Source organism: Hymenobacter sp. YC55 (genome assembly GCF_029433095.1).
Lineage (GTDB): Bacteria > Bacteroidota > Bacteroidia > Cytophagales > Hymenobacteraceae > Hymenobacter.
The window spans coordinates 1548066-1560532 of sequence record NZ_JARNTX010000002.1 but is presented as its reverse complement, the minus strand read 5'-3'; the positions used below and the strand labels follow the sequence as shown (position 1 = coordinate 1560532).

The following is a 12467-nucleotide window of genomic DNA, read 5'->3' as shown; positions in this document are numbered from 1 at the left end:
GCGTAGTTCTGCTGAAAACCTAATGCACATGGAAGCAAACGAGAATGGTGCGCAATTCCTCAAGGCCATCCGGCTTATTAACACCGATGATGAACAGTGCACATTTGAGCTAGGTAAGCTTCCGATTCAAGCGCACATAGCAGCTACTTACTTTTTTGGCAAGACCGAAGTAAGCAATGAACATAAGCCTCATCCTGCTCCCCGTACGCAGTTTGTCGTCACGCCTAAAGGCAATCTGCGCTTCACGGTAAGCAACGGCGACACATTTATTGTCGAGCCTGGCATTATTCTTCTGGCGGAAGACACCAAAGGCCCTGGCCACAGTTGGGAGCTACTGGAGGGGGATACTTGGGAACGACTTTATATTCCTTTCGCCCCCGGCACCAACCACGGCTTTATCCCCGACAAGGATATAACGTCAAACAGTAAGTAGCCTACTGCCCTTGCTGTGGAGCCCGAGGCCGTTGGAGGTACAGGCGACGCTAATCTTGTAATAGTATTCTCGGCACCTACTCTTCTAGCCGCTTCTCGTAATTGTAGTCGCTGAAAGGAATCCGGCCGAAGTCGCGGACGGTTTCGACGTGGGTTTCGACTTTTTCGGGGTCGGCGGCGTGGAAACTGTCGCCGCCTTCGCGGTGCAGGTACCACTGTTTGTTGGCGGGGGCGTATTTGAAGGTACTTATGTGGGTCCAGCGCCAACCGCTGCCGCCGTAGTGCTCCACGGAGAAGAAGCCTTTTTTGATGGTGATGCCCTGATACGGGTCGCCCATCATGCCGCCGCAGCCAGAACACATAACGGCCCGGTCGTTGCGGGCAGCTAGCTGGTAGCGGTGGTTGGGTTGGCCGAGCAGCAGCAGTAAAGGACGGGTGAGCGTGTCGCCCATTGCGGAGGTATCGGCATCTACGCGTTGGAGCACGAGCGCCTTATCGGGCAAAGCATCTAGGTTCAGGTCGCCGGAGGTAACTTCGAGCAGGTTATACCCGGTCGGAATAAACGGTGCTAGCTGCTGCACCGAATCAGGAGCAGCAGTGGGCTCACCTTTTCTTGCTGCACTGGCTACCAGCTTTTGGTTGGCTGGTACCGCATCAGCAGGCACGGGGGCTTCCATTCGCGTTTTTGACTGCTTTTGGCAGGCGTTGAGGCCAACTACCAGAAACAGTGCTTGAATGATGCAGGCGTACTTATTTCTCATGTTGCTTGAATAGCTGAAGATAGATAAGAAGCAACTGGTATGCGCGGCGCAAATTGGAATAAGCAGCTAGGTTTTCAGCCTTCGTATTGAATTGCATTTCAGACAGTTGCAATTGCAAGGTTCGCTGACTACCTTCCTATATAATCGGCTGCTATGAAAACGTATCTACTTGGTCTACTGCTAGTACTGGGCTTATCTGCAAGTGCCCAAAAACCGATGTCCTTCACACTGAAAGGCACGATTGGCAAGCTAAATCCACCAGCCAAAATATTCCTGTTGCAGGATGGCAACTTCAATGACTTTGCCATTCTGCACAATGGTGCTTTCGAGTTGAAAGGCACTGTAGATGCTCCCCAATATACAATGTTGCTACTGGTGCCAAGTGGGAAACTAAATGATGCTTATACTGGCCCTAGCATAGACCGCACTTTCTTTTTCCTGGGAGAAGGATCTACCTTCTTCCATAGTGCTGACTCCTTAAAGAATGCTAAAATCACGGGGGCCAAGCTAACGACGGAATACGAGAATTTGCAGGCATTGCTGCAGCCAATCAACAACAAGATGCAGGCTCTGATGGCACAATATCCGGCGGCGCCGGAGCAGCAGTCACCAGAACTCATGAAGCGTTTGGAGGCCCAGAAGGAAGCCCTTACACAAGAGCGCAATCAGCAAACCGAGACTTTTATTAAAGCTAATCCGGAATCGTACGTAAGTCTAGATGCATTGCAGCGAATGGGTGGTCCGATTCCGCAGTATGCGAAAATAGCGCCTCTTTATAACGCGTTATCGCCTACCATTCGGAATAGCCAGGATGGCCGCGCATACGGTGCACGACTGCAGGTTATTAAAGCAGCCATCATTGGCACACAGCACCCCGACGACCCAGCAGTGAAACTAGCCGTCGAGAGGTACGAGGAAGGGCAAGAAAAAATTCTTAGCGAAAAACGTGAGTTGCAGAACGAGGAGCGCAACAAGCAGCGTGCAGCCTACATTAAGGCTAACCCCAACTCGTATGAGAGCTTGGAAGCGTTGAAGGAAATGGCTGGTCCTGTACCAGATTATGCGAAGGTAATGCCGCTCTACAACGTGCTGGCTCCCGCGGTAAAAAATACCCCGGAGGGCAAAGCATACGGCCAGATGCTGGAGAACATCAAAGTTGTTTCTGTTGGGGCACAAGCGCCCAACTTCACTCAAAATACGCCTGATGGCAAGGAAGTATCGTTGGCTGATTACCGTGGCAAATACGTGTTGGTGGATTTTTGGGCTTCCTGGTGCGGCCCTTGTCGGGCAGAAAATCCCAACCTTACTAAAGTCTACAACGAATACAAAAACCGCAACTTCGACATTCTGGGCGTGTCGCTCGACGATGAGAAGGACCGGGCCAAATGGCTGAGAGCCATCAAGGACGACCAGTTAGCTTGGACGCAAGTATCTGACTTAAAAGGGCGGAGTAATGAGGTTGCTACGCGCTACTTTGTGCAGGCTATTCCGCAGAACTTCTTGGTGGGCCCTACCGGCAAGATCGTGGCTACTAACCTGCGCGGCGACGACCTAAAGGCGACCTTAGCACGATATATCAAATAGGTCCTTGCTGGCTGCTTGCCTCTCTGTGAGTTGCTCTCCTTCTGTTTAATGAAGAGGCGGTATTGACATTAGATCCTGTATTATCACAGCCGTTCCCGTACCTGCGTCAGCACCCGCTCCATTTCCTTGCGGACTTCGCTGGTTTCCACCACGTGGTTGTTGTTCATAAAACTGAAGGCCAACAGCCGGCCCGAACGAGTACGCAGATAGCCCACAAGGTTGTGGTTGTTGGTGAGCGTGCCGGTTTTGCCCCACAGCCATGGGCCGTGTGGGTCGCGGTACACGCGGCGCAGTGTACCATGGCCTCCCCCGGCAGCTAAGAGGCTGAGCAGACGCTTTTCGGGCACTTCTTGGTGCAGCTTTAGCAACAGCGCCACCATGGTACGCGGCGTAACGAGGTTGAGGCGCGAGAGGCCAGAGCCATCCACCCAGCGCGGCGCATCGGGTAGGTTGGCTAGAAACAGGGTACGCATAACGCGAATTGGCCGACTGGTACTGAGCGAGTCGTCTCCTATCCGGCTCGAGCACATAAGCAAGAGCTGCTCTGCCAGAAAATTGTCGCTCACCTGCAACATGCGGCGGTACAGCGAATCGGCCGGTAACCCTTTCACCACCTGAATGCTGTCTTGCGCACGCAGGCGGAAGGTCACTGTACCTACAGGACGGTGCAAGGTGTCTTGCAGTAGTTCGAGCAGCAGCGCCGGACTAGTACGAAAGGGCGTTTCATCCACCCAATTTTTAGTGATAGGAAAGAAGGCAAACCGATTCTCCATTTCCGGGCGGCGCACATGGTCGTCGGCGGGGTTGGGCGTACCAACCGGAACGGGCTGTGTCAGTGGCCCAAAGAAACGCGGGTACACGCGGGGTCGGGGCTTACCGGCAGTGGCGTAGAAGCGCACGGTGTGACCGTAGATCGGGAAGGGGCCCCTCTCGGGCTGGAAGTAGTAGTTGTAGTCGTCCCAGGTCCAGCCGGGGCCGTAGGCGGTTACATTCGGAATTTCGGCGTAGAATAGCTTTTCCGGACGAGTACGCAAAAGGTCTAGCGCCCGGCGGCTCGGTACGTCGCCGTGCAGCAAGGTAGGGTCGCCAGTGCCCCAGAAGATTAGGGAGTCGTGGCGCACCACGTAGCGCAGGCTAGGCAACGAGTCGGAGAGCATGTGCAGCCCCGTGTACAAGCTAAACAGCTTCATCACGCTGGCGGGCGTGAAGTACCTCTCGGCATTCAGCTCAAACACTTTGGCGCCAGTAGTTGCGTCGGTGAGACACACGCCCACATTGTGCTGCCGCAGCACCGCCGAATTCTGCAGTAGTTGGGTCAGCCAGGCCGGGTTTACAAAACTTGCCGGCGCGACAGGAGCCGGGGCCACCTGAGCCCAAATCGGCAGTACAACCAAACACAACACGCTCACAAATAGGGCGCGACGAACAACCAGAAAAACCGACATCAAAGACAAGAACAGGCAAAAGGTGTTGCAACATGGGCAAAAGCGTCCTGCTTTTCAACTTTCTGCCCTGCCGGAATCTTCCAGCGAAGCCGCTCCACCTGTTCTGCTTTTCAGGCAAAGCAGGAAGCCAGCCCAAGTGCATGGGTTGCGCAACCTGAAGCGCAGATGCAGCTATGCATAAGCAAGTTGCTTTGGCGCCTAAAGTTTGCTGGCTGTTTCGTTTATACTTTAGCGAGCTAGTAGTCTGTGCTACAAGATCATGGCAATTCGTGCTTAACCCTTGCTATACCGCAACCTCACCTAGACCTAGGAGTATGTTAAGCTGTATTGCTCATCTAGTTTTTGCTTCCTATGTCTTTCACCAACGAACTACTCAATACAGTGCTGCGTCATGCCGGCCAAGAGGTATCACGTAAAGAATTCTTGTCTTTAGCCGGCCGCGGGCTGGCAGTGGGCGTTGCGGCGGGCACGCTCGCCAGTTGCCAATCCGATGGCGCTTCGAGTGCCGTGGCGGGCACCCCTACCACCGGTACACCGGCCTCCGAAGTCAACGCCAATACTGTTTATACCTCCCCCGATGGACAGAAAGTACCTTCGTCGGAAGCTGTTTCGCCACCTGCCAAGGTGCCGAGCGAGTTAGATAAACCTATTGAACTAGAGGCCTGGAAGTCGGATGTAGACCCAAAATCGGGGCCTACTCCTACCCCCATGCCTCCCGACAAGCGCGTAGGCTACGCCTTGGTAGGGCTTGGACACCTCACGCTGGAAGAAATTCTGCCGGCTTTCGGGGAGTGTAAGAAGTCGAAACCGGTGGCGCTGGTGAGCGGCTCGCCGGAAAAGCTAAAGAAGGTGGCGCAACAGTACGGCATCAAGCCCGAAAGCTGCTACGGCTACGAAAACTACGACAAACTCAAGGACAACCCGGAGGTGCAGGTTATCTACATTGTGCTGCCCAATTCCATGCACGCCGAGTACACGGTGCGCGGCGCGCAAGCCGGCAAGCACATCCTGTGCGAAAAGCCCATGGCCAGTTCTTCCGCCGAATGCCAGCTTATGATTGACGCTTGCAAAAAGGCCAACAAAAAGCTGATGGTAGCCTACCGCATTCAGTACGAGCCCTACAATCGGCTGGTGCGCGACATGATTCGTGACAACAAGTTCGGTAAGACCAAGTACATCCAAACCCAAAACAGCCAGAGTTCCGCCAACCCCAACCACTGGCGCCACAAGAAAGACCTAGCTGGCGGCGGCTCCCTCCCCGACATTGGCCTATACTGCCTGAACACCAGCCGCTTCCTGCTCGGCACCGAGCCGACCGAAGTATTTGCGTATTCGTACAGCACGCCCGGCAATCCATTATTTAAAGAAGTAGAGGAGCATATGTCGTGGCAGATGCGTTTTCCCGACGGCATCATCGTCGACAGCATTACGCACTACAACACTCACGATTCGCGCTACTACCGGGTGAACTCCGAGCGGGGCTGGCTGCACCTCGACAACGCCTACGCCTACACTGGCCAACGGCTGCAAACCTCGCACGCCGAGGGTCCGGCTAAAATGCAGAACCAAATTACCATCGAGTCGAAAAACCAGTTCGCCACCGAAATGGACCACTTTTCCGAGTGCGTCATGAACGATAAGCCGCCGCATACGCCCGGCGAGGAAGGCTTGCAGGATCACCGCATCATGGAGGCAATTTACCAGTCAGCCCGCGAAGGCAAGCCAGTGAAACTCACTCCCGTACAAGGCACTGACGTCTTCCGCGGCCCCGAGCCCAAGCAGGCGTAAACAAGAGTAAAGCAAAAAGAAGCTATGTAAAGGTCAGAAAACTACCTCTATCCCCTCTTCAGGTAAGGCAGGGATAGAGGTGGTTGACTGCTTGCAGTCTGGTATTGTTAAACTATCGGTCATGCTGAGCGCAGCCGAAGCATCTCGCGCGCTGCCGTTGTCAAAGTACCTGTCATGCTGAGCGCAGTCGAAGCATCTCGCTCGAATCGTTGCAATGGCAAAAGGGTGTACCACACTAGCGAGATGCTTCGGCTGCGCTCAGCATGACGTTTTCTAGGTTGTTCTAGAGTTTCCACCATCCCGAATCCATCCTTAGTTAGGAAGGGATTCGGGATGGTTTTTTTACTAGATTTTTAACAGTGTCTTTCACGAAAGCCTGACCGTTTATCATGGCGAACAAGCCAACTAAACTCGACTTTAGAAACAAAGCACTAGCTCAGCCTCGCGCGTAGCACAAAGTTTCGTGGATTGCCCCGGATATATCCACTAACTTTGTTTCCCGTTATGCCAGACCGAACCCCTACCCCCACGGCTGCAACGGCCAAGTATATTTTCGTCACCGGTGGAGTGACCTCCTCGCTAGGCAAAGGCATCATTTCCGCCTCCCTGGCTAAGCTTCTGCAAGCTCGCGGCTTCCGCGTCACCATCCAGAAGTTTGACCCCTACATCAACATCGACCCGGGCACGCTCAACCCCTATGAGCACGGCGAATGTTATGTAACCGACGACGGCGCCGAAACCGACCTCGACCTCGGCCACTACGAGCGGTTCCTGAACGTACCGACTTCACAGGCCAACAACGTCACGACCGGCCGCATCTACAACCACGTTATCAGCAAGGAGCGCGAAGGCGCCTACCTCGGCAAGACCGTGCAAGTGGTGCCGCACATCACCGACGAAATCAAGCGGCGCATGCTGCTGCTCGGCGAAGACGACCGGTTCGACGTGGTTATCACCGAAATTGGGGGCTGCATTGGCGACATCGAGAGCTTGCCTTTCGTGGAGGCTGTGCGCCAACTGCGGTGGGAGTTGCCGCCCAACGACTCGCTTGTTATTCACCTCACGCTGCTGCCCTACCTGAAGGCGGCTGGCGAATTGAAAACCAAGCCGACGCAACACTCTGTGCGCGACCTGCGCGAAGCGGGTCTGCAACCCGATATTCTGGTGTGCCGCTCCGAGCACCCGATTCCGGCCGAGATGCGGCGCAAGATTGCGCTGTTTTGCAACGTTAAAATCAACTCCGTTATCGAGAGCCTCGACGCCGACAGCATCTACTCGGTGCCGCTGCTCATGCTGAAAGAGCAGCTCGATGAGCGCGTAATCAAGCGCCTGAAGCTGACTGGCGGCACCCAACAGCCCGACCTGGAAGTATGGAAAGACTTCTTAGGCCGCCTCAAAAATCCAACCGAGGAAGTTACCATCGCGCTGGTAGGCAAATACGTGGAACTACCCGACGCTTATAAGTCCATCAACGAAGCTTTCGTACACGCCGGCGCCCAAAACGAGTGCAAGGTGACGGTGCGCAGCATCCAATCCGACCACATCAACGAAGACAACGTAGCGCAACTTCTACACGGCGTTGATGGCGTGCTAGTGGCACCGGGCTTCGGGGAGCGTGGTTTTGAGGGCAAGATTCTGGCCGTGAAGCACGTGCGCGAAAACAACATTCCGTTTTTCGGTATTTGCTTAGGCATGCAGGTGGCCGTAGTGGAATTTGCCCGCAATGTGCTCGGCATGAAAGAAGCTTCTTCCACCGAAATGCACCCGCAAACTTCGGCCCCCGTTATTGCCATGATGGAGGAGCAGAAAAGCATCACCCAAAAGGGCGGCACCATGCGCCTCGGGGCTTACGACTGCGAATTGCGTCGCGGCTCGAAAGCAGCCAAAGCCTATGGCCGCAACCACATCAGTGAGCGGCACCGCCACCGCTACGAGTTCAACAACGAGTTCCTGAAGCAATTCGAGGACGCGGGCATGGTGCCTTCGGGCGTTAACCCCGCCACCGGCCTAGTAGAAGTGGTCGAGCTTCCGAGCCACCCGTGGTTTGTGGCCGGGCAGTTCCACCCCGAGCTGAAAAGCACGGTGCAGAACCCGCACCCGCTGTTCGTGCGCTTCGTGAAAGCCGCCATCCAGCACCGCAAGGTGTAACTAGGATGGTGAAGTAACTCTGTCTGTCATCCTGAGCTTGCGAAGGATCTTCTGCCAGTAGAACGAGTCGTGGTACGTCTGTCGTTCAGCTGTGGGAGGGTCCTTCGCAAGCTCAGGATGACAGCTGTTTTTATAGCTGTTGCTTCCATTACTTGGCACCTTGCCGCACCTTTTTCTCTGCCAAAAACGCCGATTCAAAAATATTCGCCTGACAAGTCCGACCTTTGCGGCAGCGTCGCCAGATTTTTGAAGGGGACGTTGGTTCCTTACACTCCTCTAGTGCCCTCATTTTTACCTGAATGGACAAAAATTCAGCAACCGGCCTGTTTCTGATTGCGGCCTTGCTTCTCGTCTACCTGTATTTCTTTAAGCCCGAACCGCCCAAGGAAACACCAGCCGACAAGCCCACTACCGCTGCCAGCGCAAAGCCGGGTTCAACCACTTCCTCTGCCTCCGCTGCCCCCCTCGATTCGGCAGCCGCTGCCCGCACATTGGGCGCTTTTGCCGGCGCGGCCACTGGCACGGCGCAGCAGGTGCAACTGCAAAACGATAACCTTACTGTTACGTTCTCTTCAAAAGGTGGGCGCCCCGAGGCAGTACGCCTCACCAAGTACAAGACGTTTTTCGGTAAGCCGCTAGATCTGTTTGACGCGCAGAGCGCTCAGATTGACACTCGTTTTCGCACTATTGGTGGTCAAACCGTTCGGTTATCAGACTTATACTTCCAGCCTAGCGCGCCACAACCCGTAACTGAAGGCGACAAGAAAGGCCAGCGTCTGAGCTTCGTAACTAGCGTGGCCGGCGGCCAGATCGAGCAGGTGTACACCTTGTTCGACAATGCCTATGAAGTAGCCTACGATTTGCGCTTTACAGGTTTGCAACAGGCTATGTCGCAGGAGCCGCTTACGTTCACCTTTGTGGACCATGTGCGCCAGACCGAGCAGGACCTGAAGCAGAACCGCAACCACACCACCATCAACCACTACCTCGCCAACGACGACCACGGCTCTTTGGCCGAGGCTTCGGAGAAGCCAGAGGAAGTGAGCATCACCGAACCACTGAAGTGGGCTGCCCACAAACACGACTTCTTCGTAGCCGGTATCATTGCCAACAATCAATTTCCGAACGGCAAATTCGTATCGACGGTTGACGTAGCCGACAGCACGTTCATCAAAACGCTGAGCTCCACGCTGAGCATTCCGGCTGCCGATGTGCAGCAAGGCAAAGCCAGCTTCCGCTATTTCTTCGGCCCGAACTCGTTTAGCATGCTGAAGGAAGTGGCTCCCGGCTTCGACCGCAACGTGTACTTGGGTTGGGGCGTGTTCCGGTGGGTAAATCAGTTTGTGATTCTGCCGGTGTTCCACGTGCTCGAGAAGTTTATTTCCAGCTACGGCATCATTATCGCGCTACTCGTGGTGCTGATCAAGCTTGTGACTTGGCCGCTGACTTACAAAACCTACGTTTCGCAGGCTCGCATGAAAGTGCTGAAGCCGGAAATCGACGCCATCAAGGAAAAAGCCGGCGACGACCAGATGAAGGCGCAGCAGGAAACTATGAAGCTCTACTCCACCTTCGGAGTTAGCCCGCTAAGTGGCTGCGTACCTACGCTGCTCACCATCCCGATTCTGTTCGCCATGTTCCAGTTCTTCCCCAACGCCATTGAGCTGCGGCAAGAACCGTTCCTGTGGGCGAAAGATCTAAGCACCTACGACTCGCCGATTCTGCTGCCTTTCGCGGTGCCTTTCTTGGGTAGCCACATCAGCTTGTTCACGGTGCTCATGACGCTCTCGACGCTGGTAATGACTTGGCAGAGCAACCAAATGAACCCGGCCGCTATGCAAGGTCCGATGAAGTTCTACAGCTACCTAATGCCTGTAATCTTCATGTTCGTGCTGAACAGCTTCGCCGCTGGTTTGACTTGGTACTATCTCGTTTCCAACGTAGTAACGCTCGGCCAGCAGGCCCTCACCCGCCGCTTGGTAGACGACACCAAGATTCGGGCGCAGCTCGAAGCTAACAAGATCAAAAACAAAGACAAGAAGCCCGGCGGTTTCTCGGCCCGCCTTCAGGATGCCATGCGCACCGCCCAGGAACGCGACGCCCAAGCCCGCAAAGGCGACGAAGGCACTTCCGCCTCCGTAGAGCCCAAGCCCAAGAAGCCAACGCGCCGTTCGTAGTAGCCTAAAGGCTTATATCAACAAAACGCCCTCCCGTCAGCCGACGGGAGGGCGTTTTGTTTAACGACGGAAACCGGTCTATTTTTTGAACCTTGTCATGCGACTCTCATTTTTTGTACCCGGTATGCGTCTGCTTCTGTCTTCTTTCTTGTTGGCTAGCTTGCTTGCGTCCTGCGCTTCACAGGCCCAACAACTGCCCAAGGCTCCACAAACGGCCACCAAGCAAAAAGTGAAAACCGATAAGGCTGCTACCAGCAAACCAGCAACGGAGGCCACGCCTGTAATTGTGTTTCGCAAGACGCCGTGCTTCGGCTACTGCCCACATTACGAAGCGCGCATTTACGCCGATGGCCGCATGAGCTACGAAGGCTTCGAGTATGCGCCAGTGGAGGGCAAGCGCGAGGTAAGAATGCCAGCAGCAACCATCAAATCTATCCTGGACAAAGCCCGGGCGTTACACTTCACGGAGTTACCCGAGCAGTACACCTTAGGCACCAGCGACTTGCCTGCCACTAGCCTCACCATTAATCCGGCGAAGGGTACGGCCAAAACTGTAATTGCCGAGGAAGGCGTACCCGCTGACTTAAAGAGCTTCCTAGACTACGTTGAAAAGCAGGTAACTAACGCCTTGGGAGCCTCGACTGATCGGTAGTTACTTCACGGTTTGCATGCTGGCCGAGTTTTCTACCTTTAGTGGAGCAGCGTCTTTGGTTCTGATGTTTACGTTCTCGAAGTGCCAGTCGCGGGAATAGGCGATGCTGCCTGCGGTTGCGCCTTCAATCTGCATGTTCTTGAAGTGGAAATTGGTTAGGAGCGACTCGGGCAGGCCAACTGCATTAATAGCCCGCTTGGCATCTTTGGCCACGATGTCGGAGAGGTAGATGGAGTTGCAGTGGGGTACTCCCTTCTCAGTTGGCTCTACCTTGGTGAGCATCTTTTTCCAGTGCGCGGGCAGGTTGGCCTCGGTGTAGCCTTCGGGTAGTTTCGAGTAGCTGTAGCTCGGGTTCCAGTTCAAGGTCACCTGCAATACATTGCTAACCCCGTTCATGGTGATGTTCTGAAAGTGCACATCCTCCACCGTTCCCCCGCGGGTGGTAGCCGATTTAATATTCATCCCGTTACCGGTGCCGTTGGCGGTCAGGTTGGTGGCAAACACGTGCCGGATGCTGCCCGACGTTTCACTGCCGAGTGTAAGTAGTCCACCACCAGCCCGCGCCACACAGTTCCGAATTACTACGTACTCCGTCGGCCGGTTCACGCGCAGCCCGTCCCAATCCCGGCCCGCCTTCAGACAGAAATCGTCGTCGTTGCAATCAATATCACAGTTCTGAATCAGCACATAAGACGAGGAGTCCACATCGACGCCATCGGTGCTAGGCCCGTGCCCGTCGATGTTGTTGCGCACAATAACCCCATCAACTGTGACCTGCCGGGAATACAGAATCTGCACCGTCCAGAAGCCAGCCTGCTGTAGGGTTAAGTTCTTCAGCGTGATGTTGGACGACTCGGAAATGAGCACCGTGCGCGGCCGTTTGGCGTCGTAGTCCACAATCCAGCGCAAGCCTTTGGGCTCGTATTCGCGGCGCAGGTTCCAGTAGAAATCCCAGAAGGGTTTGCCTTGCGCATTCACTATGCCTTCGCCGGTAATAGCGGCATTGTCTTGGCCAATGCAATTGATAAGCGCGGCCGGCCACTTCATTTCAATCCCCGCAACCCGCGTATCTATTTCCGGATAGTCCTTGATATCCTGACTGCCTTTCAGCTCCACCCCTTTCGCAATAAGTAGATTGACGCCTTTCTTGAGGAAGATAGAACCCGTCAGGTAAGCACCCGGCTCGAACGTAACTAGGCCCCCACCTTTGGCCGCACAAGCATCAATAGCTGCCTGAATGGCGCGGGTGTTCAGTGTGGTGCCGTCGCTCTTGGCACCATATGCTTTTACCTTGAACTCCTGCTTTTTAGTGGGAAAGGTTTTCGCACCCGTCTTTTTCACCCAAGCGGGTTCTGGCTCCGCGGCTAGAGTTGCATTGCTAAAGAACAGCCAAAAAATGCTGCTTAGCACCAGGATGTAGTTGCTATTCATACGCAGATCAAAGGAGTTTCCAAGCCAGCGCCGTACTGGTTTGGCTCCT

Annotated in this window: 9 protein-coding genes; 6 read left to right on the top strand and 3 right to left on the bottom strand. The window is 54.7% G+C overall.

Annotated elements, in window-relative coordinates; translation table 11 throughout:
• Positions 1–28: 28 nt before the first annotated feature.
• Positions 29–433, top strand: coding sequence for a hypothetical protein (locus P1X16_RS19865; RefSeq protein WP_277232708.1), 405 nt, complete (start codon positions 29–31; stop codon positions 431–433).
• A gap of 76 nt (positions 434–509) precedes the next feature.
• Here P1X16_RS19865 and P1X16_RS19860 read toward each other — a convergent pair whose 3' ends face one another.
• Positions 510–1193 (bottom strand): hypothetical protein, encoded by a 684-nt coding sequence (locus P1X16_RS19860; RefSeq protein ID WP_277232705.1) that lies wholly within the window; start codon positions 1191–1193, stop codon positions 510–512.
• Between the two features lie 216 nt (positions 1194–1409).
• Between P1X16_RS19860 and P1X16_RS19855 the strand changes: the two genes are divergently transcribed.
• Entirely contained in the window at positions 1410–2777 is a 1368-nt protein-coding gene (locus P1X16_RS19855; RefSeq protein ID WP_277232702.1) for a redoxin domain-containing protein, read from the top strand.
• A gap of 83 nt (positions 2778–2860) precedes the next feature.
• Here P1X16_RS19855 and P1X16_RS19850 read toward each other — a convergent pair whose 3' ends face one another.
• The gene (locus P1X16_RS19850; RefSeq protein ID WP_277232700.1) at positions 2861–4222 is read right to left on the bottom strand and encodes a D-alanyl-D-alanine carboxypeptidase; all 1362 of its coding nucleotides are present in this window, start codon (positions 4220–4222) and stop codon (positions 2861–2863) included.
• A gap of 351 nt (positions 4223–4573) precedes the next feature.
• Between P1X16_RS19850 and P1X16_RS19845 the strand changes: the two genes are divergently transcribed.
• The 4 genes from P1X16_RS19845 (at position 4574) to P1X16_RS19830 (ending at position 10987) form a co-directional block, all read left to right on the top strand.
• Entirely contained in the window at positions 4574–6010 is a 1437-nt protein-coding gene (locus P1X16_RS19845) for a Gfo/Idh/MocA family oxidoreductase (RefSeq protein WP_277232697.1), read from the top strand.
• A 504-nt stretch (positions 6011–6514) separates the two neighbouring features.
• On the top strand, positions 6515–8158 hold the full coding sequence (locus P1X16_RS19840) for a CTP synthase (RefSeq protein ID WP_277232695.1): 1644 nt from the start codon (positions 6515–6517) through the stop codon (positions 8156–8158).
• 299 nt (positions 8159–8457) lie between these two features.
• Positions 8458–10335, top strand: a complete 1878-nt coding sequence (yidC, locus tag P1X16_RS19835; protein ID WP_277232693.1) for a membrane protein insertase YidC — start codon at positions 8458–8460, stop codon at positions 10333–10335.
• 124 nt (positions 10336–10459) lie between these two features.
• Positions 10460–10987: a DUF6438 domain-containing protein gene (locus tag P1X16_RS19830; protein WP_277232690.1), complete on the top strand. Its 528-nt coding sequence runs from the start codon at positions 10460–10462 to the stop codon at positions 10985–10987.
• On the opposite strand, the gene P1X16_RS19825 is transcribed toward P1X16_RS19830, so the two are convergent.
• A complete protein-coding gene (locus tag P1X16_RS19825) occupies positions 10988–12418 on the bottom strand; it encodes a glycosyl hydrolase family 28 protein (RefSeq protein ID WP_277232688.1) in 1431 nt (476 codons plus the stop codon).
• Positions 12419–12467 lie beyond the last annotated feature (49 nt).